The organism is Lelliottia sp. AC1 (assembly GCF_023278595.1).
GTDB lineage: Bacteria > Pseudomonadota > Gammaproteobacteria > Enterobacterales > Enterobacteriaceae > Enterobacter > Enterobacter nimipressuralis.
On record NZ_CP025699.1, the window covers coordinates 1420219 to 1442888 of the forward strand.

The following is a 22670-nucleotide window of genomic DNA, read 5'->3' on the forward strand; positions in this document are numbered from 1 at the left end:
ATGTTTTCACGCTCACCGAATCCGCCTTCCAGCGCGCCAGCCCCTTTCTACGAAAAGGTGAAACAGGCCATCAGCGAGAAGATCGCCACCGGCGTCTGGCAGCCGCACGACCGCATCCCCTCCGAGGCCGAACTGGTGGCCCAGTTTGGTTTCAGCCGTATGACCATCAACCGCGCGCTGCGTGAACTCACGGACGAAGGGCTGCTGGTGCGTTTGCAGGGGGTGGGAACGTTCGTCGCCGAGCCGAAAGGGCAGTCGGCGCTGTTTGAAATCCGCAGCATTGCCGACGAGATCGCCTCGCGCAATCATCAGCACCACTGTGAAGTGCTGGTGCTTGAGGAGACACAGGCCAGTGCCGAGCAGGCGGTTGAGCTGAATGTCAAAGAGGGGGCGCGGATTTTCCACTCAGTGATGGTGCATTTCGAGAACGACGTTCCGGTGCAAATCGAGGATCGCTGCGTCAACGCCGAACGGGTGCCCGATTATCTTCAGCAGGATTATACCCAGACCACGCCCCACGCCTGGCTGTCACAGGTCGCTCCGCTGACGGAGGGCGAACACATTGTCGAAGCGGTGCGCGCCACGCCGCAGGAGTGCGAACGACTGCGGATTAAAGAGCACGACCCGTGCCTGCTGATCCGCCGCCGCACCTGGTCTTCCGGGCAGATTGTCTCGCACGCCAGACTGTTATTCCCCGGTTCCCGTTACCGCTTACAAGGCCACTTTATGTCATAGGTTTTCAAAGCGTGATAGCTAACACAATATAACAAAATTGTATCTTTATTGTTAAATCTGACCTTGTGCGTGGTTGTCTATACAAGTATATCTGTTTGTATCTTTCATCCCGTATGAGGACCACACAATGTCGTCAGGTAAATACCGTCAGCAGGATGTCCGCGCCCCGCGCGGCACCACGCTCACCGCCAAAAGCTGGCTCACCGAAGCGCCGCTGCGCATGTTGATGAACAACCTCGATCCCGACGTCGCCGAAAACCCGCACGAGCTGGTGGTGTACGGTGGCATTGGGCGCGCGGCGCGTAACTGGGAATGCTACGACGCCATTGTGGACGCGCTCACCAACCTCGAAATCGACGAAACCCTGCTGGTGCAATCCGGTAAACCGGTCGGGGTGTTCAAAACCCATAAGAATGCGCCACGGGTGCTGATTGCCAACTCAAACCTTGTTCCGCACTGGGCAACCTGGGAACACTTTAATGAGCTGGACGCCAAAGGGCTGGCGATGTACGGCCAAATGACTGCGGGCAGCTGGATCTACATTGGCAGCCAGGGCATCGTGCAGGGCACCTACGAAACCTTCGTCGAAGCCGGACGCCAGCACTATAACGGCTCCCTGAAAGGGCGCTGGGTGCTGACCGCCGGACTGGGCGGCATGGGGGGCGCACAGCCGCTGGCAGCAACACTGGCGGGCGCCTGCTCCCTGAACATCGAATGTCAGCAGAGCCGCATCGATTTCCGCCTGCGCACCCGCTATGTCGATGAGCAGGCCGACAATCTCGATGACGCGCTGGCGCGCATTCAGAAATACACCGCCGAAGGCAAAACCGTGTCGATTGCCCTGTGCGGCAACGCGGCGGAGGTCGTCCCGGAACTGGTGGCGCGCGGCGTGCGCCCGGACCTGGTCACCGACCAGACCAGCGCCCACGATCCGCTCCACGGCTACCTGCCAAAAGGCTGGAGCTGGGAAGAGTACCAGCAAAAATCCCAAAGCGACCCGGAAGGGACGGTGCTGGCCGCCAAACGCTCGATGGCTGAGCATGTGTCGGCGATGCTGGCGTTCAGCAAAATGGGCGTACCGACCTTTGACTACGGCAACAACATTCGCCAGATGGCGAAAGAGATGGGCGTGGAAAACGCCTTCGACTTCCCCGGCTTTGTCCCGGCCTATATCCGCCCGCTGTTCTGTCGCGGCATTGGCCCGTTCCGCTGGGTAGCGCTCTCGGGCGACCCGGAAGATATCTACAAAACTGACGCCAAAGTGAAAGCCATCGTCGCCGACGACGCGCACCTGCACCACTGGCTGGACATGGCGCGTGAACGCATCAACTTCCAGGGGCTGCCCGCGCGTATCTGCTGGGTGGGGCTGGAGTGGCGCCAAAAACTCGGCCTGGCCTTTAACGAAATGGTGCGTAGCGGCGAAGTCTCCGCGCCGATTGTGATTGGCCGCGACCACCTGGATTCCGGCTCAGTTGCCAGCCCAAACCGCGAAACCGAAGCCATGCAGGACGGCTCTGACGCGGTCTCTGACTGGCCGTTACTCAACGCCCTGCTGAATACCGCCAGCGGCGCGACCTGGGTTTCGCTACACCACGGCGGCGGCGTCGGGATGGGCTTCTCCCAACATGCGGGCATGGTGATTGTCTGCGACGGTACCGACGAAGCTGCCGCCCGCATCGCCCGCGTACTGCATAACGACCCGGCGACAGGCGTCATGCGCCATGCCGACGCGGGCTACGACATCGCGATTGACTGTGCGAAAGAGCAGGGGCTGAACCTGCCGATGGTCGCCGCCACACAAGGAAAACACTGATGAATGCACTGACTATTACGCCCGGCGCGCTAACACTCGCTCACCTGCGCAGCGCCTGGCACCACCCGGTTACGCTAACCCTGGATGAAAACGCCCATCAGGCGATCAACGACAGCGTCGCCTGCGTGGAAGCCATCGTTGCCGAAGATCGCACGGCCTATGGCATCAACACCGGTTTCGGCCTGCTGGCGCAGACGCGCATCGCCACGCACGATCTGGAAAACTTACAGCGCTCGCTGGTGCTGTCACACGCGGCGGGGGTCGGCGAACCGCTGGATGACGAGATCGTCCGTCTGATGATGGTGCTGAAAATTAACAGCCTGGCGCGCGGTTTCTCCGGTATCCGCCTGAGCGTGATTCAGGCGCTTATCGCTCTGGTCAACGCGCAGGTCTATCCGTGGATCCCGGCCAAAGGCTCGGTGGGGGCCTCGGGGGATCTGGCGCCGCTGGCGCACATGTCGTTGCTGCTCCTCGGCGAGGGCAAAGCTCGCTGGCAGGGACAATGGCTGCCCGCCAAAGAGGCGCTGCAAAAAGCCGGATTAACGCCAATTACCCTGGCGGCGAAAGAGGGTCTGGCCCTGCTGAACGGCACCCAGGCTTCCACAGCGTTCGCCATGCGCGGTCTGTTCGAAGCTGAAGATCTGTTTGCCTCGGCGGTGGTGTGCGGTGCGCTGACCACGGAAGCCGTGCTCGGTTCGCGTCGTCCGTTTGATGCGCGTATCCATGAGGTGCGCGGCCAGCGCGGGCAAATTGATGCGGCGGCGATGTACCGTCATCTGCTGACTGATACCAGCGCAATTGCGGATTCGCACCATAACTGCGACAAGGTGCAGGACCCGTACTCCCTGCGCTGTCAGCCGCAGGTGATGGGCGCGTGTCTGACGCAAATTCGTCAGGCCGCCGACGTGCTGCTGGTCGAAGCGAACGCGGTTTCCGATAACCCTCTGGTGTTCGCCGAGCAGAATGACGTGGTGTCGGGCGGGAACTTCCATGCGGAGCCGGTGGCGATGGCCGCCGATAATCTGGCGCTGGCGATTGCCGAAATAGGTTCGCTCTCTGAGCGTCGTATCGCACTGATGATGGATAAACACATGTCGCAACTGCCGCCATTCCTGGTGCGCAACGGCGGCGTAAATTCCGGGTTTATGATTGCCCAGGTGACGGCGGCGGCGCTGGCGAGCGAGAACAAAGCGCTGTCCCATCCGCACAGCGTGGACAGTCTGCCGACCTCGGCCAATCAGGAAGACCATGTCTCTATGGCGCCGGCGGCCGGGCGTCGTCTGTGGGAGATGGCCTACAATACGCGCGGCGTGATCGCGATCGAGTGGCTGGCGGCGGTGCAGGGGATCGACCTGCGCGAAGGGCTGAAATCCAGTCCCCTGCTGGAGCAGGCGCGGCAGACGTTGCGTGAGCACGTCACGCACTACGACGACGACCGTTTCTTTGCGCCGGATATTGATAAAGCGATGGAATTGCTGAAGGCGGGGAGCCTTGTGACGTTATTACCCGCGGTGCTGTAAAGCAAAGCCCGGCAGCGCTGCGCTTGCCGGGCCTGAAAAACGACGTTTTCGTGATGAATGAACCGTACAGGCCGGGTGAGGCGACGCCGCCGCCCGGCTTTTTTTACGAATACATCGCGGTAATCGACGCGCTTCCCAGCGTGTGAAAATGCACGTTAAAGCCGACCATTGCGCCGCTCGCGCCTTCATCCACATCGATCTTCTCAACGTCCAGGGCATGAACGGTGAAAATATACCGGTGCGTCTCGCCTTTTGGCGGCGCCGCGCCGCCATATCCCGCTTTGCCGAAATCGGTGCGGGTCTGAATGGCCCCTTCCGGCAACGCCGTTAAATCAGAGCCGGAGCCCTGCGGCAGCACGCGCGTGTCGGCGGGCAGGTTTGCCACAATCCAGTGCCACCAGCCGGAGCCGGTTGGCGCATCCGGGTCGTAGCAGGTGACGACAAAACTCTTCGTCCCCGGCGGAACATCATCCCAGGCCAGGTGCGGCGAAATATTATCGCCCTGATAACCCATGCCGTTAAACACGTGACGCTCGGGTAATTTTTCACCGTCGCGCAGATCCTGACTGATTATCTTCATGCGATTTCTCCGTACGTAGCCATGCAAAAAGTGTACTGCATAAAACAGCATACCGAAGCTAACGCGTTGGGTTAAATCGCAAAATGTGCGGGAATGTTAACAGCCTCATTCACCGCGCGGGTCAGCTTCTGCAATTGCTCTGGGGTGATGATGTACGGCGGCATCAGGTAGATCAGTTTGCCGAACGGTCGCACCCACACGCCACGCTCGACGAAGAAACGCTGCAATGCCGCCATGTTCACCGGATGGCGCGTTTCGACCACGCCAATTGCGCCCAGCACCCGCACGTCGGCCACGAACGCTGACTGCGCCGCGCTCGCCAGTTCACGCGTGAGCTGCGATTCAATCGCCGCAACCTGCGTCTGCCATTCACCGCTTTCCAGAATAGCCAGACTTTCACTGGCGACCGCGCAGGCCAGCGGATTGCCCATAAACGTTGGGCCGTGCATAAAGCAGCCGGCTTCGCCGTCGCTGATGGTGTCGGCTACATGACGGGTCGTGAGCGTTGCGGAGAGGGTCATGGTGCCGCCCGTCAGGGCTTTACCGAGGCACAAAATATCCGGGGCGATCTCCGCATGGTCGCAGGCAAAGAGCTTGCCGGTGCGGCCAAATCCGGTCGCGATTTCGTCGGCAATCAGCAGGATACCCTCCCGATCGCACATCTTTCGGATGCGTTTCAGCCACTCGGGATGATACATGCGCATTCCGCCCGCGCCCTGTACGACAGGCTCAAGGATCACGGCGGCAATTTCGTGGCGATGGGCGGCCATCAGACGGGCAAATCCGACCATATCCATTTCGTTCCACTCGCCGCCAAAACGGCTTTGCGGCGCCGGGGCGAACAGGTTTTCCGGCAGATAACCCTGCCACAGGCTGTGCATCGAATTATCGGGATCGCAGACCGACATCGCGCCGAAGGTGTCGCCGTGATAGCCGTTGCGGAAGGTGAGGAAACGCTGGCGCGACTCGCCTTTCGCCTGCCAGTACTGCAGCGCCATTTTCATCGCCACTTCCACCGCCACCGAACCGGAATCGGCGAGGAAAACGCATTCCAGCGCGTCCGGGGTCATGGAGACCAGCCGACGACACAACTCAATCGCCGGCTGATGGGTGATCCCGCCAAACATCACGTGGGACATCTGGTCAATTTGCGTTTTCATCGCCGCGTTCAGGCGCGGATGGTTGTACCCGTGGATGGTTGCCCACCAGGAGGACATTCCGTCGACCAGCGTTTCGCCGGTAGCCAGATGCAGTTCACACCCGTGCGCCGAGGCGACCGGATAAACGGGCAGCGGCCGGGTCATGGAGGTGTAGGGGTGCCAGATATGTTGCTTGTCGAAGGCGAGCTCGTCCGGGGTCATAATCGACTTGTAAACCATTTTGAAAAGTTTTAGGTTTACAAGTATAAACCGAACCCACAATGAACTGAACCCCTTTTTGGAGAAGCCCGATGGCTAACCCTGTACGTTGGACAATGTCGCAAGTCACCGAATTATTTAACAAACCTTTCCTCGAACTGATGTTCGAAGCCCAGCAAATCCACCGCCAGCACTTCGATCCGCGCCATGTGCAGGTCAGCACGCTGCTGTCGATCAAAACCGGTGCCTGCCCGGAAGACTGCAAATATTGCCCACAAAGTGCGCGCTATAAAACCGGGCTGGAGGCCGAGCGGCTGATGGAAGTGGAGCAGGTGCTCGACTCGGCACGCAAGGCGAAAAACGCCGGTTCAACCCGCTTCTGCATGGGAGCCGCGTGGAAAAACCCGCACGACCGTGACATGCCGTATCTGGAGCAGATGGTGCAGGGCGTGAAAGCGATGGGGCTGGAAGCCTGCATGACGCTCGGCACGCTCAATGAAACGCAGGCGCAGCGCCTGTCGGCGGCGGGTCTGGACTACTACAACCATAACCTCGATACCTCGCCGGAATTCTACGGCAACATCATCACCACCCGTACCTACCAGGAGCGTCTCGATACGCTCGACAAGGTGCGCGACGCGGGGATCAAAGTTTGCTCCGGGGGGATTGTCGGCCTGGGTGAAACGGTAAAAGATCGCGCCGGTCTGCTGTTGCAGCTGGCGAATTTGCCGACGCCGCCGGAAAGCGTGCCGATCAACATGCTGGTGAAGGTCAAAGGCACGCCGATGGCCGATAACGACGACGTGGATGCGTTTGATTTTATCCGCACGATTGCCGTCGCGCGCATCATGATGCCGACCTCGTTTGTGCGCCTCTCCGCAGGCCGTGAGCAGATGAGCGAGCAGACTCAGGCGATGTGCTTTATGGCGGGCGCAAACTCAATTTTCTACGGCTGCAAACTGCTCACCACGCCAAACCCGGAAGAGGACAAAGATGTCCAGCTGTTCCGCAAACTGGGGCTGAATCCGCATCAGACCGAGGTGTTGACGGGGGATAACGAGCAGCAGCACCAGCTTGAACAGCAGCTTTTCAACGCCGACACTGAACAGTTCTACAACGCGGCAGCCCTATGACCTGGCAACACCGCATCGACGCCGCGCTGGAGGAACGCCGCGCGGCGGACGCATTTCGCGCGCGCGCGGCGGTCGAAAGCGGCGGGCGTTTTCTGACCCGCGAAACGCGCCGGTTCTGCAACTTTTCGAGCAACGATTATCTCGGCCTGAGCCAGCATCCGGCGATCATTCGCGCCTGGCAGCAGGGGGCGGAAACCTGGGGCGTCGGCAGCGGCGGGTCGGGGCATGTGACGGGCTACACCACCGCGCATCAGGCGCTGGAAGAGGCCCTTGCTGACTGGCTCGGCTATCCCCGCGCGCTGCTGTTTATTTCCGGTTTTGCCGCCAATCAGGCGCTGATTGCGGCCCTGATGGGAAAAGAGGATCGGATTGTCGCCGACCGTCTGAGCCACGCCTCCCTGCTCGAAGCGGCCAGCCTCAGCCCGGCGCAGCTGCGCCGGTTTGCCCATAACGACGCCGCCCAGCTCAACGCGCTGCTGGCGAAATCCTGCGACGGGCAACAGCTGGTGGTGACGGAGGGGGTCTTCAGCATGGACGGCGACTGCGCTCCGCTGGTTGAACTCTATGCCGCGGCACGCCAGCACAACGCCTGGATGCTGGTGGACGATGCCCACGGCGTTGGTGTGCTGGGCGCGGAAGGGCGCGGAAGTGCCGCCCGCCAGGATGTTAAACCGGAGCTGCTGATTGTGACTTTCGGCAAAGGGTTTGGCATCAGCGGCGCGGCGGTGTTATGCAGCGAATCCGTCGCGGATTACCTGCTGCAATTCGCCCGCCATCTGATCTACAGCACCAGTATGCCGCCTGCGCAGGCCGTGGCGCTGCTGGAAGCGCTGAGGGTTGTCCGCAGCGCAGAGGGCGAGCAGCGGCGACACACTCTGGCTGCGCACATCCAGCGCTTTCGGGCGGGCGTGCGCGAGCTACCCTGGCAGATGACCGATTCGCAAAGTGCCATCCAGCCGCTGATTGTGGGCGAGAACAGCCGTGCCTTGCATCTGGCGCAGCAGCTTCGCGAGCGTGACATGTGGGTGACGGCGATCCGCCCGCCAACCGTCCCGGCGGGCACAGCGCGATTACGCCTGACCCTGACGGCCGCGCACCACACGCAGGACATTGATGATTTACTGGAGGCGCTGCATGACGCAGGTTAATAAGCAGGCCATCGCCTCTGCTTTCGGGCGAGCGGCACAAAGTTATTCCCGACACGACGACCTGCAGCGCCGGAGCGCCCAGGGGCTGAAAACGCTGCTCGGCGAGGGGCGTTTCCACACCGTGCTGGATGCAGGCTGCGGGCCTGGCGCAAACAGCCGTCTCTGGCGCGAGGCGGGCAGCCATGTGACGGCCCTCGACCTCTCCCCGCAAATGCTGGAACAGGCGCGCTATCAGCAGGCGGCCGATGATTATCTGGTGGGGGACATCGAGTCTATTCCGCTGCCGGACGCGCAATTTGACCTGGTCTGGAGCCATCTGGCGGTGCAGTGGTGCGCCAGTCTGCCGCAGGCGTTGCGCGAGCTGTATCGGGTCACGCGCCCCGGCGGCACTGTCGCTTTCACCACGCTGCTCGATAATTCTCTGCCGGAGCTGAATCAGGCCTGGCGTGCGGTGGATGAACGGCCGCACGCCAACCGTTTTTTACCGGCGCAGGCGGTGAACGACGCCCTCGCCGGGTGGCGCTACAGGGCCATCACGGAGGTCGTTACCCTCTCTTTCAGCGATGCCCTGAGCGCGATGCGCTCGCTGAAAGGGATTGGCGCCACCCATCTGCACGACGGACGGGCGCGAAAACCGCTCACGCGCGGCGAGCTGACGCAGCTTGAGCTGGCGTGGCCGCGTGTGCGCGGGGAATTCCCGCTCTCTTATCAACTCTTTCATGGGATTATCGAACGTGACTGAACGCTATTTTGTCACCGGAACCGACACTGAAGTCGGTAAAACCGTCGCCAGCTCGGCGCTGTTGCAGGCGGCGCGTTTGCAGGGATTCATTACCGCCGGGTACAAACCGGTCGCCTCCGGCAGCGAGATAACGCCGGAAGGCTTGCGCAACTCCGACGCGCTGGCGCTGCAACGCCACAGCACGCTTGCGCTGCCGTATCAGGCGGTGAATCCGTACACCTTCGCCGAGCCAACTTCTCCGCACATCATCAGCGCCGACGAGCAGCGTCCGATTGCGTTTTCGGTTCTCTCTGCAGGCCTGCGGGCACTGGAGCAGCAGGCGGAATGGGTGCTGGTCGAAGGGGCTGGCGGCTGGTTTACGCCGCTCTCGGCGCATCAGACGTTTGCTGACTGGGTGCAGGAAGAACAGCTGCCAGTGATCCTGGTCGTGGGCGTTAAGCTCGGCTGTATCAACCACGCGATGCTCACCGCGCAGGCGATTCAACAGGCCGGTTTACGCTTCGCAGGCTGGATCGCCAACGACGTGATGGCCCCAGGTAGACGTCATCAGGAGTATCTCGCGACGCTGAAAAACGTGCTTCATGCGCCGTTCCTCGGGGAGATCCCCTGGCTTGCTGAGGGCGCAGAGCAGGCCGAGACCGGGCAGTATCTCGATCTCAGCGTCTTGCATCCAGCGACATCCAGTGGGCGATAAGCTCATCATCCAGCTCGTTAACGTGGCCCTGAGCCACGTTACGCCCGCGATAGAGCACGCAGAAACGATCGGCCACCCGGCGAATAAACGACAGCTGCTGTTCCGCTAACAGCACCGTCATTCCCAGCTCCCGACTCAACCGCATCAGCAGTTGCCCAAGCCGGATGGCAAAGGTGCCTCCCGCGCCGTGCAGCGGCTCGTCCAGAATCAGCAGGCGAGGGCGGCAAATGAGCGCATTGGCCAGCGCCAGCTGGTACTGCTCGTCCGGCGACATCCCCGTCGCTCTGGCGTGGCGCAGCGGCCAGAGCTGGGGAAACAGCTCGTAAATATCACTGCTCGCCGCCGCATCGGGCGCACCTTTGGCGCGCATGGCGACGTGCAGATTCTCCTCGACGGTGAGCTGTGAGAAAATCCGTCGGTCCTGTGAGACATAGCCAATGCCCGGCATCGCGCACTGCTCAGGTGCAGCGCTGCTCAAATTGCACGGTGGCGCGCCCGCTTCATGCCAGATGATGGTGCCGCTCTCGATGGGCAACTGGCCGGTGATGCAGTTGATAAGCGTGGTTTTCCCCATACCCGGCAGCCCGATAACACCGGTACACATCCCTGGCGGCAAATCCAGATCGACATTCCACAGCGTGTGCTGACTTCCATAGAACTGATTAACGGCGCGCAGACTTAGCATATTTCACTCCTTAAAACGCATGAGGGATGAGACGTCTCAGGATAATCTGCAAAACCCTTGCCATAACCGATGGCGTGGTTCGATATGCTGCACTTTTCAGATTTGGCTCACAGCCGTGAAAAGGGCGGGCTGTGCACATAATGACGGAAATGTGATTAAGATCTCGCCAGTCGGTTATGCGCAGTGGGGCTGAATATCATCAAAAAAGAGCTATAAATATTTTTTACGGACATGCCCTTGGGAAAAACCGGGAATTTGCGGAGTCGCGGTCTGTACGGGCTGGAAGCACTTATCCACTATTCCTGTGGATAACCATGTGCATTAGAGTTAGAAAACCTGAGGCAAGCGAGAGAAGACGCGGCCTGCGCATGAATTGATGCGAAACGCGGCTTTAAGAAATATCTTCTATGAATTAACGAGTTAGACAAAAGCAATCATCGTCATGAAAGTGTCACTGACTGCCATAAAACTATCATTACGTGGCTTGACAAATGTTAAAAATAGAAATGTTCTGGGGATAACCGAACATTGCTGGTGTTTTATCTCGTCACAGCCTAAATTTTGGCCCCTTTCGCGCTCATCAGGCGGATGCTAATCCAGATATCCTTACACGCCACTGGTTTTACATCCAGTATTTATTACTGGCAAATTTGCCAGCCGCGAGTAAAATTACTCACCTGCCGCTTTTTCCGTCATCAGGTTGTCGCCCATGAGTAAATTGTTCAAACTGAATTCTGCTTTCCGTCCGTCTGGCGATCAGCCGGATGCAATCCGTCGCCTGAAAGAGGGGCTGGAAGACGGGCTGGCACACCAGACCCTGCTGGGTGTGACCGGTTCGGGCAAAACCTTTACCGTTGCCAACGTGATTGCGGATCTGCAGCGCCCGACGATGGTGCTGGCCCCTAACAAAACGCTGGCGGCGCAGCTGTATGGCGAGATGAAAGAGTTCTTCCCGGAAAACGCCGTCGAATATTTCGTCTCCTACTACGATTACTACCAGCCGGAAGCCTACGTACCCAGCTCAGACACCTTTATCGAGAAAGATGCTTCGGTCAACGAACATATCGAACAGATGCGTCTGTCGGCGACGAAAGCGCTACTTGAGCGTCGGGATGTGATCGTGGTGGCGTCGGTCTCCGCCATCTATGGTCTGGGCGACCCGGATCTTTACCTCAAGATGATGCTGCACCTGACCATCGGGATGATTATCGATCAGCGCGCGATTTTACGCCGTCTGGCGGAGCTGCAGTATGCCCGTAACGACCAGGCGTTCCAGCGCGGTACTTTCCGCGTGCGCGGCGAAGTGATCGACATCTTCCCGGCAGAATCCGACGATCTGGCCCTGCGCGTTGAGCTGTTTGACGAGGAAGTCGAGCGTCTGTCGCTGTTTGATCCCCTGACCGGCCACGTTGAGTCGGTGATTCAGCGCTTTACCATCTACCCGAAAACCCACTACGTTACCCCGCGCGAGCGTATCGTGCAGGCGATGGAAGAGATCAAAGTGGAGCTGGCAGACCGCCGTAAAGTGCTGCTGGCTAATAACAAACTGCTCGAAGAGCAGCGCCTGAGCCAGCGTACGCAGTTCGATTTAGAGATGATGAACGAGCTGGGTTACTGCTCGGGCATTGAAAACTACTCGCGTTATCTCTCCGGGCGTGGTCCTGGCGAAGCACCGCCGACCCTGTTCGATTATCTCCCGGCTGATGGTCTGCTGGTGGTGGACGAATCTCACGTCACTATTCCGCAGATCGGCGGCATGTATCGCGGTGACCGCGCGCGAAAAGAGACGCTGGTGGAGTACGGTTTCCGTCTGCCGTCGGCGCTCGATAACCGCCCGATGAAATTCGAAGAGTTCGAGGCGCTGGCCCCGCAAACGATCTACGTGTCGGCCACGCCGGGGAACTACGAGCTGGAGAAATCCGGTGATGAAGTTATCGATCAGGTGGTACGTCCAACGGGCCTGCTGGACCCTATTATCGAAGTTCGCCCGGTGGGAACGCAGGTGGACGATCTGCTCTCAGAGATCCGCGCTCGCGCATCGGTTAACGAGCGTGTGCTGGTCACTACGCTAACCAAACGTATGGCGGAAGACTTGACCGAGTATCTGGAAGAGCACGGGGAGCGCGTGCGGTATCTGCACTCGGATATCGATACCGTTGAGCGTATGGAGATCATTCGCGATTTACGTCTTGGCGAGTTTGACGTGCTGGTGGGGATCAACCTGTTGCGAGAAGGTCTCGACATGCCGGAAGTGTCGCTGGTGGCGATTCTGGATGCCGACAAAGAGGGCTTCCTGCGTTCTGAGCGCTCCCTGATTCAGACCATTGGCCGCGCGGCGCGTAACATCAACGGGAAAGCGATTCTGTACGGTGACAAAATTACGGCGTCGATGGCGAAAGCGATCGGCGAAACGGAACGTCGTCGTGAGAAACAGCAGCAGTACAACGAAGAGCATGGCATCACCCCGCAGGGGCTGAACAAGAAAGTGGTGGATATTCTGGCGCTGGGTCAGGGGATTGCGAAAACCAAAGGCCGCGGAAAAGCGCGTCATCCGGTTGAGGCCGATGCGGTGGAGGTGCTGCTGACACCGAAAGCGCTGCAGCAGAAAATCCACGAACTGGAAGGGCAGATGATGCAGCATGCGCAGAATCTGGAGTTTGAAGAGGCGGCGCAACTTCGCGATCAGCTGCATAAGCTGCGCGATCTGTTTATCGCGGCGTCGTAACTCGCGTTGCCGGGCAGCATTGCGTCTGCCCGGCTATCCGTTCGGATGCGTTGTCGGCCCGGTTAGCGTAACGCCACCGGGCGCAGTTCCGTTATCCCAACGCCTGAATCGCTTTTTCCAGCGCCAGGCGCAGCAAATGCCGGTCGTGGCGATATTTAATATCACTCGCTTCCAGCTCTGTCTGCACCACCACACGGCCTTCCATACCTGAAACATCCACCTTCGGCCCTACGACCACGCCGTCGATAATTTTTTTACCGACGTACTGCTCCATCAGATTGAGTTTATCGGCAAGCGAAAGGCTGGCGGCGGCAGGGCTAAGCTCTTTCCCCAGATTACCGATATACACCATCGGCGCGGGTGTTCTGCGCAGCGCCTGGGCCAGCTCTTTTACCAGCAGCAGCGGCATCAGGCTGGTGTAAAAACTGCCAGGGCCGATGAGGATCAGATCCGCTTCGCTGATTGCTTCCACCGCTTCGCGCGTGGCGGGAACAGTAGGGTAGGTCATCAGCTCTTTGGGGGGGACTACCAGCTGGTCAATATTGACCTCGCCGTAAACTTCATGCCCTTCCATGTCGATCGCCATCAAATCGACCGGTTGTTCCGACATAGGAATCAGGAAAGCATCCACTTTCAGCAGATTACGGATTAAATTGATCGCCTCAAGCGGGCGTACGCTCAGGTGATCCAGCGCCTTTAACATCAGATTTCCGAGGTTATGCCCGGAAAGTTCCCCGTTACCGCCAAAACGATACTCAAACATCGCCGATGCGACGCTTTGTTCGGTAATTAACTGGTTAAGACAGTTACGCATATCGCCCCAGGCAATACCGCCTTCTGAACGACGAATACGACCTGTTGAGCCACCGTTATCGGTGGTGGTCACGATCCCGGTGAGCCTGGAGCCCAGCGAGGATAATGACGACATAACCCGCCCCAGCCCATGCCCTCCGCCGAGAGCGACCACACGGTCAAGATCCGCAAAAGTGCGATTGCGCATACAGATTCCTTATGACATTTGATCCGCGTAACAGTAACCCAACTACCCCTAAAAGACGATGCCCGACCCCTGTCAAAATGACGTATATCAATGCGAAACATTGATTTTTACGTATTCTGTAGTGAAAGTGCACGATCTGGTCGCTATATATATAATTATATAGCGAAATCGGCGAATGGCGAAAGCGCCATTTCCGCGCTACTATCGGCATAACCCACGTTTTCAAATTTGAAAACATACACTCTAGCCCTGGCGCCTGTGTCACACGATATGGCGCCCTGGCCGTGACGGAAACGTCACCAGGGTACAGAAAGAAATGACTGTGCCTCCCGTACTGGAAAGGTGTACATGGCTTCTCAACTCACAGATGCTTTCGCGCGTAAGTTTTTCTATTTACGTCTGTCGATTACCGATGTGTGCAATTTTCGTTGCACCTATTGCCTGCCAGACGGCTACAAGCCGGGCAGCGTCACCAATAACGGATTTCTTTCCGTCGAGGAAGTGCGCCGCGTCACGCGTGCGTTTTCTGAGCTTGGCACGGAAAAAGTGCGTCTCACGGGTGGAGAACCCTCCCTGCGTCGTGATTTTCCCGACATCATCGCCGCCATTCGTGAAAACGAGAGCATTCGCCAAATCGCCGTCACCACCAATGGCTATCGCTTAGCCCGCGATGTGGCCCAGTGGCGCGATGCGGGTCTCACGGCCATCAACGTCAGCGTCGACAGCCTCGATGCACGCCAGTTTCACGCCATCACCGGGCAGGATAAGTTTCGCCAGGTGATGCAGGGCATCGATGCGGCGTTCGAAGCCGGTTTCGACAAAGTCAAAGTCAATACGGTGCTGATGCGCGATGTAAACCATCACCAGCTCGACACCTTCCTCGCGTGGGTCAAACCCCGCCGCATTCAACTGCGTTTTATTGAGCTGATGGAGACGGGCGAGGGCAGCGACCTGTTCCGTCGTCATCATATCTCCGGCATGGTGCTGCGCGATGCGCTGCTGAAGCGCGGCTGGATCCACCAGATTCGCCAACGCAGCGACGGCCCGGCGCAGGTCTTTTGTCACCCGGATTATGAAGGGGAAATTGGGCTTATCATGCCCTATGAGAAAGACTTCTGTGCCACCTGTAACCGTCTGCGCGTCTCGTCTGTGGGCAAGCTGCATCTGTGCCTGTTCGGCGACGGCGGCGTGGATCTTCGCGATCTGCTGGAAGACGATGCGCAGCAGGAGGCCCTCGAAGCGCGCATTTCTGCTGCTCTGACGCATAAAAAACAGACCCATTTCCTGCATCAGGGCGACACCGGGATTACACAAAACCTGTCTTACATCGGCGGGTAATCGGCTTAAAAGGAACCAGAAAATGAGTCAGGTCAGCGCTGAATTTATTCCGACGCGTATTGCTATTCTTACCGTTTCTGAACGTCGTGGTGAGGAGGATGACACCTCCGGCCACTGGCTGCGCGACGCCGCCCACGAGGCGGGGCACAGCATCATTGATAAAGCGATAGTGAAAGAGAATCGCTACGCCATTCGCGCTCAGGTCTCCCAGTGGATCGCCAGCGCAGAGGTGCAGGTGGTATTGATCACCGGCGGCACCGGTTTTACCGCAGGCGATCAGGCGCCAGAAGCGCTGCTCCCGCTCTTCGACCGCGAAATCCAGGGCTTTGGCGAAGTGTTCCGGATGCTCTCCTTTGAGGAGATCGGTACGTCCACGCTACAGTCGCGCGCCGTGGCCGGGATCGCCAACAACACCCTGATTTTCGCCATGCCAGGCTCCACCAAAGCCTGCCGCACCGCGTGGGAGAACATCATCGCTCCGCAGCTGGATGCCCGCACTCGTCCGTGTAATTTTCATCCTCATTTGAAGAAATAAGCTATGTCGCAATTGACCCACATTAACGCCGCTGGCGAAGCGCATATGGTGGATGTATCCGCCAAGGCCGAAACGGTGCGCGAAGCGCGCGCCGAGGCTTTCGTAACCATGTTGCCAGAAACCCTGGCGATGATTATCGACGGCAGCCACCACAAGGGTGACGTTTTCGCTACCGCGCGTATCGCCGGAATTCAGGCCGCGAAACGTACCTGGGATCTTATCCCGCTGTGTCACCCGCTGATGCTCAGCAAGGTTGAAGTGAGCCTGCAGGCCGAGCCGGAGCACAACCGCGTGCGTATCGAGACGTTGTGCCGTCTGACCGGCAAAACAGGCGTCGAGATGGAGGCCTTAACGGCGGCCTCGGTTGCGGCGCTGACCATTTACGATATGTGCAAAGCGGTGCAGAAGGATATGGTGATTGGCCCGGTTCGTCTGCTGGCGAAAAGCGGCGGCAAATCCGGTGATTTCAGGGCGGACAATCATGATTAAAGTGCTTTTTTTTGCTCAGGTGCGAGAGCTTGTCAATATCGACAGCCTGACGCTCGAGACGCCGTTCGACAACGTCGAAGCCCTGCGTGCCCATCTGGCGACGCAAGGCGATCGCTGGGCGCTGGCGCTCGAAGAGGGAAAACTGCTGGCGGCAGTGAATCAGACGCTGGTGGAGTTTTCCCATCCGCTTAACGCCGGTGATGAAGTGGCGTTTTTCCCGCCGGTCACAGGGGGTTAATCATGGCTGACACGCGGATTATTGTTGGACCGGAACGCTTCAATGTCGGCACGGAATACAGCTGGCTGGCCGAGCGCGACGAAGACGGCGCGGTGGTGACATTTACCGGTAAAGTCCGGAACCATAATCTGGGGGAGAGTGTGAGCGCGCTGACCCTCGAGTATTATCCGGGGATGACGGAAAAGTCGCTTGCCACTATCGTGGAAGAGGCCCGTCAGCGCTGGCCACTCGGTCGCGTCACGGTGATTCACCGCGTCGGCGAAATGTGGCCTGGCGAAGAGATTGTCTTTGTTGGCGTCACCAGCTCGCATCGCGGTAGCGCGTTCGATGCCGGTGAATTTATTATGGATTATCTCAAAACCCGCGCGCCGTTCTGGAAGCGTGAAGCCACACCGGAAGGGGAACGCTGGGTGGAATCGCGTGACAGCGACAAGCAGGCTGCCAGCCGCTGGTAACCGGATGGCGCGGATGTGTTAATCTTAAAAGGTGTGCCCACTTAATCAGGAGTTATCATGGACCGATTTCCACGTTCGGATTCAATCGTTCAGCAGACGCGTAGCGGCCTGCAAACTTATATGGCGCAGGTGTACGGCTGGATGACCTGCGGCCTGCTGTTAACCGCGTTTATCGCGTGGTACGCAGCCAATACCCCCGAACTGATGATGTTTATCTTTTCCAGCAAAATCACCTTCTTTGGGCTGATTATCGCCCAGCTGGCGCTGGTGTTTGTGCTTTCCGGACTGGTGCAAAAGCTGAGTGCGGGCATGGCGACCACGCTGTTTATGCTCTATTCGGCGCTGACCGGCCTGACGCTCTCCAGTATTTTTATCGTCTACACCTACTCCTCTATCGCCAGCACCTTTGTGGTGGCCGGTGGGATGTTTGGTGCCATGAGCCTTTACGGCTACACCACCAAACGCGATTTGAGCGGTTTCGGCAACATGCTGTTTATGGCGCTTATCGGGATTGTGCTGGCGTCGCTGGTAAACTTCTGGCTGAAAAGCGAAGCGCTGATGTGGGCGGTGACGTACATCGGGGTGATTGTGTTTGTCGGCCTGACGGCGTATGACACTCAGAAGCTGAAAAACATCGGCGAGCAGATCGACGTGCGTGACAGCGGTAACCTGCGCAAATACGCCATTCTTGGCGCGTTAACGCTCTATCTGGACTTCATCAACCTGTTCCTGATGCTGCTGCGGATTTTCGGTAACCGCCGCTGATTGCTGTGCCCGGCGGCGTTTACGCCTGCCGGGCATGCAACTCGTCGTTTGGTCAGTGGACCGCCACACGGATTTTGTTATTTCGCCATCGCTTTCTCATTCTTCGCCCGCAGCTTTTTCGCCCGACTCTCCAGAATCAAATAGCCGACCGTCGCCAGTGCCAGCGGCAGGAAGTAGTACAACATTCGATAGGCCAGAAGCGCCGCGATAATCGTGCCGTGCGACACGTGTTCCCCCGCCAGCAGGGCAATAAACACCGCTTCTAACACCCCGATCCCGGCCGGAATGTGGACAATCACTCCGGCTATACTGCTCACCAGCAGCACGCCAAGCACGAAGAAATAGTTCACCTCTTCGCCAATCAGCAGCCAGATAATGGCCCCCATCACCATCCAGTTAGCGCTGGAGATCACCATCTGCACCAGCGCGAACTTCCACGACGGCAGCACCAGTTTCTGCCCTTTGACGGTCATATGACGGCGTTTAGCGAATGCGCAGGCCCAGAGATACGCCGCGATGATCAGCAGCAGGACGATGCCCATAATCCGCAGCGTCGTTTCGTCGATATACCAGTGGGCCGGAAGCTGCACCACGCCAATGGTGAAAATCACCCCGCCGAGCAGGATATACCCGAGCCAGTTGGTGGTGATGCTTAGCGAGAAAATGCGCGTAATGGTACTGCCCGGCAGCCCGAGGCGCGAATAGAGGCGGTAGCGCATGCCGATGCCGCCCACCCAGGTGCTGAGGGTCAGGTTAAAGGCGTAGCAGATAAACGACACCAGCATTACCTGGCGTTTCGCCAGCTTATGCCCGCAGTAGGCGCGGCCCAGCAGGTCGTAGCAGCCGTAAATCAGATAGCTGACGATCACCAGCCCGACGGCGCTGAGCAGCACCAGCCGGTTGTAGTTGCGGATGACTTTCCACACCTCTTCCCAGTCAATTTTCTGCGCGTAGACCACCAGCAGCACGGCAACAGCAATAAAAAACAGCCAGGTGAGAATGCGTTTAGCCAGCCGCCAGCGCGGATGTGATTTGCTCATTACGGTTTCACCCCTGAGTTTTCGGCTTCAACCCGATCCTGGGTCTCCATTTCCGGCTGAACAGGCGCCGGCACCAGTGCGAGCTTGGGCGTATGAGCCGGCAGCCAGCCCACCAGCGCCGGGAAGTGGCGCAGGAAGTGGAACACCACCACGCTTTTGGTCAGATTCCACCAGGTGCGTTTCGGCACCATCGAATCATCTACCCGCACGCAATCGCGAGCGATAATGCCCGTAAGATTGTCGCGCAGGGTCTGGTTAAATGCGCGATCGTGGATGATCAGGTTAGCCTCCAGATTAAGGGACAGGCTCAGGGGATCGAGATTGCTGGAGCCAACGGTCGCCCAGTGATCGTCCATCAGCGCCACTTTTCCGTGCAGCGGGCGGCGGCGATATTCGTAAATCTGCACGCCACCTTTGACCAGATAGTCGTACAGCAGCCGCGCACCGACGGTGACAATCGGCATATCCGGCTCGCCCTGTACAATCAGTTTGACCCGCACCCCACGCCGTGCGGCATTGCGCATGGCATGCAGCAGACGGTAGCCGGGGAAGAAATAGGCGTTGGCGATGATCACTTCGCGCTTCGCATTGGCGAGCATCTTCAGATAGTGGCGTTCAATATCGTCCCGATGCTCGTCGTTATCGCGCCAGATAAACAGCGCCTGCGCCTCCCCGGGCTGGCGGTTTTCTTCCGGGCGATGATGGCGTTTCCACCAGCGGCGCACCGCCGACTGCCCCGGCAGATTTTCCAGCTCAAAGAGTAAAATATCCTGCACCACCGGGCCTTCGACTTTCACCGCATAATCCTGCTTCGCCTCCGGGCCGTAGTCGGACATGTGCTCGTCGGAGTAGTTGATCCCGCCCACGAACGCGACATTGCCATCCACCACCACAATTTTGCGGTGCATCCGGCGAAAGACGTTGGTACGCATGCCGAAGAGCGGCGGGCGCGGATCGTAATAGCGGAACACCACGCCTGCGGCGGTCAGCTCGTTGACGAAGCTGTCGCTGAGGTCGGGCGAACCGTATCCGTCGAGCAGCACTTCGACTTTGACACCGCGCTGAGCCGCGCGCAGCACGGCCTGATGGAGCTGACGGCCCACGTCGTCCTCGAACCAGATAAAGGTTTCGAGAATAACTTTTTGCTCTGCCGCATCGAGGGCAGCAAAAACGGCGGGATAATACTCATCGCCATTTTCCAGCAGCGTAATTTGGTTACCTTCTCGCCATGAACTTTTCATAAGTGAATCTCCGCACTTAACGGGGCATGGTCAGACAGGTGACGCCAGCCGCGCAGCGCCAGGGTGCTCGGATGGCTGGCGTGGGCGTTTTTGACGTAAATGCGATCCAGGCGCAGCAGAGGAAAACTGACCGGGAAGGTGCGCGCCGGGCGGCCATGCGCCCGGGTGAAAATCTCATCCAGCCCGGAATCGGCCTTCAGCGGGCGGTTTGCGCGCTGTCGCCAGTCGTTAAAATCACCGGCGATAACCACCGGATCGTTATCCGGCAGCGAATTGACCCAGCGGGTCATCATCTGCAGCTGTGCCTGGCGGTGCGCTTCCCGCAGGCCGAGATGCACGCAGCCCACGTGAACCGGAAAGGCCAGATCCGGCAGTTTTATCCGACAGTAAAGCAGCCCGCGTTTTTCACTTTCTCCCACCGACACGTCGTGATTCTCATAATGTTCGATGGGAAAACGCGACAGCACCGCGTTGCCGTGATGGCCTTCCGGGTAGACCGCGTTGCGGCCATAGGCATAGTCGCTCCACATGGTATCAGCCAGAAATTCGTAGTGGGTGGTGTCTGGCCAGTTCTCGACGTGCAGCGGGTGAATATCGTGCGCGCCCATCACTTCCTGCAGGCAGACGATATCCGCGCCGACGGTACGTACCGCGTCACGCAGCTCGGGTAAAATGAAGCGGCGGTTAAATGCCGTGAAGCCTTTGTGTGTGTTAATCGTCAAAATTTTGAGCGAAAAATGCCGGGTTTTTTGCGTCATATGCTCCTGCCAGCGTCACTATCCTGATGAAAATAAAGTGTAGTCGGCGTCACAAAAAGATGCGGTGTTACGGAATTTTCCGTAAAGTGCGGTACTCTGAACTAGCAGAGAAATATCCTTCAGGAGAGAAGCCATGAAGTGGCAACAACGCGTTCGTGTCGCAACTGGCCTCAGTTGCTGGCAGATAATGTTGCATTTACTGGTCGTGGCGGTACTGGTAATGGGCTGGAAGAGCGGCACGCTGGTGCATGTCGGCTTGGGATTATGTGCGATGTATGGCGTGACCGTGCTGTCGATGCTGTTTTTACAGCGTCACCACGACGCGCGCTGGCGTGAAGTGGGTGATGTGCTCGAAGAGCTCACCACCACCTGGTATTTTGGTGCAGCGTTAATCGTCCTGTGGTTGCTGTCGCGGGTGCTGCATAACAACCTGCTGCTGGCCCTGGCGGGCCTGGTCATTCTGGCAGGACCCGCAGTGGTCTCATTGCTGACCAAAGAGAAAAAGCTAGGCGATATTGCGTCTAAACATCGCGTACGCCACTGAGCCTGTCGTGGCCGCTATGACCAGTAGCGGCCACAAACTTCCCCACACAATATCCAGACTCGCATCCTTCAGATAGATCTGCTTGGTGATATCGGTAAAGTGCCGAATCGGATTCACCCTCGTCAGATCCTGTAGCCACACCGGCATGTTCTCGACAGGCGAAACATACCCTGAGAGCAAAATCGCCGGCATCATAAAGACAAACACCCCGATAAACGCCTGCTGCTGCGTTGAGCAGAGCGCCGAAATCAACAGCCCGAATCCCACCAGCGACAGCCCATAAATCAGCATGGTGAAGTAAAACAGCGCCAGCGATCCGGCAAACGGAATTTGATACGCCCAGATACCGATCCCGAGCACAATACTGGCCTGGAAAGTGGCGACAATCAGCGCAGGCACGGCTTTGCCGACGAAAATCTGCCAGGTGGCGAGCGGGGAAACCAGCAGCTGATCCAGCGTCCCTTGTTCGCGTTCGCGGGCGACGGAGAGCGACGTCACAATCATCACCCCAATGGTGGTGATCATCGCGATAAGCGACGGCACCACGAACCATTTGTAATCCAGGTTCGGGTTATACCAGTTGCGCACCACCAGCTCGCTGTTATTCGGCCTGGCTTTCCCCTCCATCAGCTCCTGCTGATAATTCTTCACGACCTGCTGCAGGTAGTTGGCGGCGATTTGCGCACTGTTGGAGTTGCGCCCGTCGAGAATCAGCTGCATCGGCGCGGTTTGGGCATTATCCAGATTACGCGAAAAATCGACCGGGAAACGCACCAGCAGCAGCGCCTTTTGCGTGTCGATGGTGGGCTGGATCTCCTGCGGACTTTTCAGCAGCAGCACATGGGTAAAAGCTTTGGCGCGGGCAAAACGCTGGGTCAGCTCCACAGAGTGTTTGCCGTTGTCTTCGTTGTAGACGGCGATGGTGGCGTTGGTCACTTCCAGCGTCGCGGCAAACGGAAACAGCAGAACCTGAATCAGCACCGGCAGGACCAGGATCGCGCGGGTCTGCGGTTCACGCAGCAGCGATTGCAGCTCTTTGCGAATTAATGTCCATAAGCGATGAAACATCGTGTCATCCTCGTGTCGGGTGGCGCTTCGCGACCCCGACCTACAAAATCACGTCGGCCCGGCAAG

The 22670-nt window shown here is 58.5% G+C and carries 23 protein-coding genes and 1 riboswitch; of the genes, 15 read left to right on the top strand and 8 right to left on the bottom strand.

Translation table 11 applies throughout. From position 1 onward, the window contains the following. From C0560_RS06625 to hutH, 3 genes are all read left to right on the top strand, one after another. On the top strand, nt 1-735 hold the full coding sequence (locus tag C0560_RS06625) for a histidine utilization repressor (protein ID WP_102105230.1): 735 nt from the start codon (nt 1-3) through the stop codon (nt 733-735). A gap of 127 nt (nt 736-862) precedes the next feature. Continuing rightward, a complete protein-coding gene (hutU, locus tag C0560_RS06630; RefSeq protein ID WP_194514168.1) occupies nt 863-2548 on the top strand; it encodes a urocanate hydratase in 1686 nt (561 codons plus the stop codon). Beyond that, complete coding sequence (hutH, locus tag C0560_RS06635) at nt 2548-4068, top strand: histidine ammonia-lyase (RefSeq protein WP_248859858.1); 1521 nt, start codon at nt 2548-2550, stop codon at nt 4066-4068. Before hutU ends, hutH begins: the two co-directional genes overlap by 1 nt. Before the next feature lie 103 nt (nt 4069-4171). On the opposite strand, the gene C0560_RS06640 is transcribed toward hutH, so the two are convergent. Together C0560_RS06640 and bioA are read right to left on the bottom strand one after the other, a co-directional pair. Then, complete coding sequence (locus tag C0560_RS06640) at nt 4172-4648, bottom strand: kinase inhibitor (protein WP_100777139.1); 477 nt, start codon at nt 4646-4648, stop codon at nt 4172-4174. Between the two features lie 71 nt (nt 4649-4719). Further along, a complete protein-coding gene (bioA, locus tag C0560_RS06645; RefSeq protein WP_248859859.1) occupies nt 4720-6027 on the bottom strand; it encodes an adenosylmethionine--8-amino-7-oxononanoate transaminase in 1308 nt (435 codons plus the stop codon). 71 nt (nt 6028-6098) lie between these two features. Here bioA and bioB point away from each other — a divergent pair, with 71 nt between their 5' ends. Genes bioB through bioD form a run of 4 tightly spaced genes read left to right on the top strand, consistent with a single transcriptional unit; the run spans nt 6099 to nt 9723 of the window. After that, entirely contained in the window at nt 6099-7139 is a 1041-nt protein-coding gene (gene bioB / locus C0560_RS06650) for a biotin synthase BioB (RefSeq protein ID WP_100777137.1), read from the top strand. Further along, complete coding sequence (gene bioF / locus C0560_RS06655; protein WP_248859860.1) at nt 7136-8287, top strand: 8-amino-7-oxononanoate synthase; 1152 nt, start codon at nt 7136-7138, stop codon at nt 8285-8287. The genes bioB and bioF overlap by 4 nt, the downstream gene beginning before the upstream one ends. Next, nucleotides 8274-9029: a malonyl-ACP O-methyltransferase BioC gene (bioC, locus tag C0560_RS06660; RefSeq protein ID WP_181827510.1), complete on the top strand. Its 756-nt coding sequence runs from the start codon at nt 8274-8276 to the stop codon at nt 9027-9029. Before bioF ends, bioC begins: the two co-directional genes overlap by 14 nt. Then, a complete protein-coding gene (gene bioD / locus C0560_RS06665; protein ID WP_248859861.1) occupies nt 9022-9723 on the top strand; it encodes a dethiobiotin synthase in 702 nt (233 codons plus the stop codon). Before bioC ends, bioD begins: the two co-directional genes overlap by 8 nt. On the opposite strand, the gene C0560_RS06670 is transcribed toward bioD, so the two are convergent. Next, the gene (locus tag C0560_RS06670; RefSeq protein WP_248859863.1) at nt 9686-10408 is read right to left on the bottom strand and encodes an ABC transporter ATP-binding protein; all 723 of its coding nucleotides are present in this window, start codon (nt 10406-10408) and stop codon (nt 9686-9688) included. The genes bioD and C0560_RS06670 overlap by 38 nt on opposite strands. 709 nt (nt 10409-11117) lie before the next feature. Between C0560_RS06670 and uvrB the strand changes: the two genes are divergently transcribed. Then, the gene (gene uvrB / locus C0560_RS06675; RefSeq protein ID WP_102105221.1) at nt 11118-13133 is read left to right on the top strand and encodes an excinuclease ABC subunit UvrB; all 2016 of its coding nucleotides are present in this window, start codon (nt 11118-11120) and stop codon (nt 13131-13133) included. A 91-nt stretch (nt 13134-13224) separates the two neighbouring features. Here uvrB and yvcK read toward each other — a convergent pair whose 3' ends face one another. Beyond that, nucleotides 13225-14133: a uridine diphosphate-N-acetylglucosamine-binding protein YvcK gene (gene yvcK / locus C0560_RS06680; protein WP_100777131.1), complete on the bottom strand. Its 909-nt coding sequence runs from the start codon at nt 14131-14133 to the stop codon at nt 13225-13227. A 227-nt stretch (nt 14134-14360) separates the two neighbouring features. Continuing rightward, nucleotides 14361-14494: riboswitch (molybdenum cofactor riboswitch) on the top strand. Between yvcK and moaA the strand changes: the two genes are divergently transcribed. From moaA to C0560_RS06710, 6 genes are all read left to right on the top strand, one after another. Beyond that, nucleotides 14482-15471: a GTP 3',8-cyclase MoaA gene (gene moaA / locus C0560_RS06685; protein WP_181827513.1), complete on the top strand. Its 990-nt coding sequence runs from the start codon at nt 14482-14484 to the stop codon at nt 15469-15471. (Overlaps the previous riboswitch by 13 nt.) Nucleotides 15472-15493: 22 nt before the next feature. Beyond that, the gene (gene moaB / locus C0560_RS06690) at nt 15494-16006 is read left to right on the top strand and encodes a molybdenum cofactor biosynthesis protein B (RefSeq protein ID WP_100777129.1); all 513 of its coding nucleotides are present in this window, start codon (nt 15494-15496) and stop codon (nt 16004-16006) included. Nucleotides 16007-16009: 3 nt separating this feature from the next. Further along, entirely contained in the window at nt 16010-16495 is a 486-nt protein-coding gene (gene moaC, locus C0560_RS06695; protein WP_100777128.1) for a cyclic pyranopterin monophosphate synthase MoaC, read from the top strand. Continuing rightward, nucleotides 16488-16733 carry a molybdopterin synthase sulfur carrier subunit gene (gene moaD, locus C0560_RS06700; RefSeq protein WP_248859865.1) on the top strand — a complete coding sequence of 82 codons (246 nt, stop codon included), beginning with the start codon at nt 16488-16490 and terminating at the stop codon, nt 16731-16733. Before moaC ends, moaD begins: the two co-directional genes overlap by 8 nt. Nucleotides 16734-16735: 2 nt before the next feature. Next, nucleotides 16736-17188: a molybdopterin synthase catalytic subunit MoaE gene (gene moaE / locus C0560_RS06705; protein ID WP_123429229.1), complete on the top strand. Its 453-nt coding sequence runs from the start codon at nt 16736-16738 to the stop codon at nt 17186-17188. Nucleotides 17189-17245: 57 nt separating this feature from the next. Next, nucleotides 17246-17953 (top strand): Bax inhibitor-1/YccA family protein, encoded by a 708-nt coding sequence (locus C0560_RS06710; protein ID WP_100777125.1) that lies wholly within the window; start codon nt 17246-17248, stop codon nt 17951-17953. Nucleotides 17954-18030: 77 nt separating this feature from the next. On the opposite strand, the gene C0560_RS06715 is transcribed toward C0560_RS06710, so the two are convergent. Genes C0560_RS06715 through C0560_RS06725 form a run of 3 tightly spaced genes read right to left on the bottom strand, consistent with a single transcriptional unit; the run spans nt 18031 to nt 20992 of the window. Continuing rightward, the gene (locus C0560_RS06715) at nt 18031-18993 is read right to left on the bottom strand and encodes a YbhN family protein (RefSeq protein WP_181827516.1); all 963 of its coding nucleotides are present in this window, start codon (nt 18991-18993) and stop codon (nt 18031-18033) included. Then, nucleotides 18993-20234 (bottom strand): cardiolipin synthase ClsB, encoded by a 1242-nt coding sequence (clsB, locus tag C0560_RS06720; RefSeq protein WP_100777123.1) that lies wholly within the window; start codon nt 20232-20234, stop codon nt 18993-18995. Before clsB ends, C0560_RS06715 begins: the two co-directional genes overlap by 1 nt. Continuing rightward, nucleotides 20231-20992: an endonuclease/exonuclease/phosphatase family protein gene (locus C0560_RS06725; RefSeq protein WP_248859866.1), complete on the bottom strand. Its 762-nt coding sequence runs from the start codon at nt 20990-20992 to the stop codon at nt 20231-20233. Before C0560_RS06725 ends, clsB begins: the two co-directional genes overlap by 4 nt. 133 nt (nt 20993-21125) lie before the next feature. Between C0560_RS06725 and C0560_RS06730 the strand changes: the two genes are divergently transcribed. Continuing rightward, on the top strand, nt 21126-21536 hold the full coding sequence (locus C0560_RS06730; RefSeq protein WP_100777121.1) for a YbhQ family protein: 411 nt from the start codon (nt 21126-21128) through the stop codon (nt 21534-21536). On the opposite strand, the gene C0560_RS06735 is transcribed toward C0560_RS06730, so the two are convergent. Then, nucleotides 21498-22604 carry an ABC transporter permease gene (locus tag C0560_RS06735; protein ID WP_248859867.1) on the bottom strand — a complete coding sequence of 369 codons (1107 nt, stop codon included), beginning with the start codon at nt 22602-22604 and terminating at the stop codon, nt 21498-21500. The two genes, C0560_RS06730 and C0560_RS06735, sit on opposite strands and share 39 nt — an antisense overlap. Between the last annotated feature and the right edge of the window lie 66 nt (nt 22605-22670).

Excerpts from the sequence above, each read along its gene's own strand:
- C0560_RS06625 (WP_102105230.1), top strand. The coding sequence starts at position 1 with ATGTTTTCACGCTCACCGAATCCGCCTTCCAGCGCGCCAGCCCCTTTC.
- hutU (WP_194514168.1), top strand. The coding sequence starts at position 863 with ATGTCGTCAGGTAAATACCGTCAGCAGGATGTCCGCGCCCCGCGCGGC.
- hutH (WP_248859858.1), top strand. The coding sequence starts at position 2,548 with ATGAATGCACTGACTATTACGCCCGGCGCGCTAACACTCGCTCACCTG.
- C0560_RS06640 (WP_100777139.1), bottom strand. The coding sequence starts at position 4,648 with ATGAAGATAATCAGTCAGGATCTGCGCGACGGTGAAAAATTACCCGAG.
- bioA (WP_248859859.1), bottom strand. The coding sequence starts at position 6,027 with ATGGTTTACAAGTCGATTATGACCCCGGACGAGCTCGCCTTCGACAAG.
- bioB (WP_100777137.1), top strand. The coding sequence starts at position 6,099 with ATGGCTAACCCTGTACGTTGGACAATGTCGCAAGTCACCGAATTATTT.
- bioF (WP_248859860.1), top strand. The coding sequence starts at position 7,136 with ATGACCTGGCAACACCGCATCGACGCCGCGCTGGAGGAACGCCGCGCG.
- bioC (WP_181827510.1), top strand. The coding sequence starts at position 8,274 with ATGACGCAGGTTAATAAGCAGGCCATCGCCTCTGCTTTCGGGCGAGCG.
- C0560_RS06670 (WP_248859863.1), bottom strand. The coding sequence starts at position 10,408 with ATGCTAAGTCTGCGCGCCGTTAATCAGTTCTATGGAAGTCAGCACACG.
- uvrB (WP_102105221.1), top strand. The coding sequence starts at position 11,118 with ATGAGTAAATTGTTCAAACTGAATTCTGCTTTCCGTCCGTCTGGCGAT.
- yvcK (WP_100777131.1), bottom strand. The coding sequence starts at position 14,133 with ATGCGCAATCGCACTTTTGCGGATCTTGACCGTGTGGTCGCTCTCGGC.
- moaA (WP_181827513.1), top strand. The coding sequence starts at position 14,482 with ATGGCTTCTCAACTCACAGATGCTTTCGCGCGTAAGTTTTTCTATTTA.
- moaB (WP_100777129.1), top strand. The coding sequence starts at position 15,494 with ATGAGTCAGGTCAGCGCTGAATTTATTCCGACGCGTATTGCTATTCTT.
- moaC (WP_100777128.1), top strand. The coding sequence starts at position 16,010 with ATGTCGCAATTGACCCACATTAACGCCGCTGGCGAAGCGCATATGGTG.
- moaD (WP_248859865.1), top strand. The coding sequence starts at position 16,488 with ATGATTAAAGTGCTTTTTTTTGCTCAGGTGCGAGAGCTTGTCAATATC.
- moaE (WP_123429229.1), top strand. The coding sequence starts at position 16,736 with ATGGCTGACACGCGGATTATTGTTGGACCGGAACGCTTCAATGTCGGC.
- C0560_RS06710 (WP_100777125.1), top strand. The coding sequence starts at position 17,246 with ATGGACCGATTTCCACGTTCGGATTCAATCGTTCAGCAGACGCGTAGC.
- C0560_RS06715 (WP_181827516.1), bottom strand. The coding sequence starts at position 18,993 with ATGAGCAAATCACATCCGCGCTGGCGGCTGGCTAAACGCATTCTCACC.
- clsB (WP_100777123.1), bottom strand. The coding sequence starts at position 20,234 with ATGAAAAGTTCATGGCGAGAAGGTAACCAAATTACGCTGCTGGAAAAT.
- C0560_RS06725 (WP_248859866.1), bottom strand. The coding sequence starts at position 20,992 with ATGACGCAAAAAACCCGGCATTTTTCGCTCAAAATTTTGACGATTAAC.
- C0560_RS06730 (WP_100777121.1), top strand. The coding sequence starts at position 21,126 with ATGAAGTGGCAACAACGCGTTCGTGTCGCAACTGGCCTCAGTTGCTGG.
- C0560_RS06735 (WP_248859867.1), bottom strand. The coding sequence starts at position 22,604 with ATGTTTCATCGCTTATGGACATTAATTCGCAAAGAGCTGCAATCGCTG.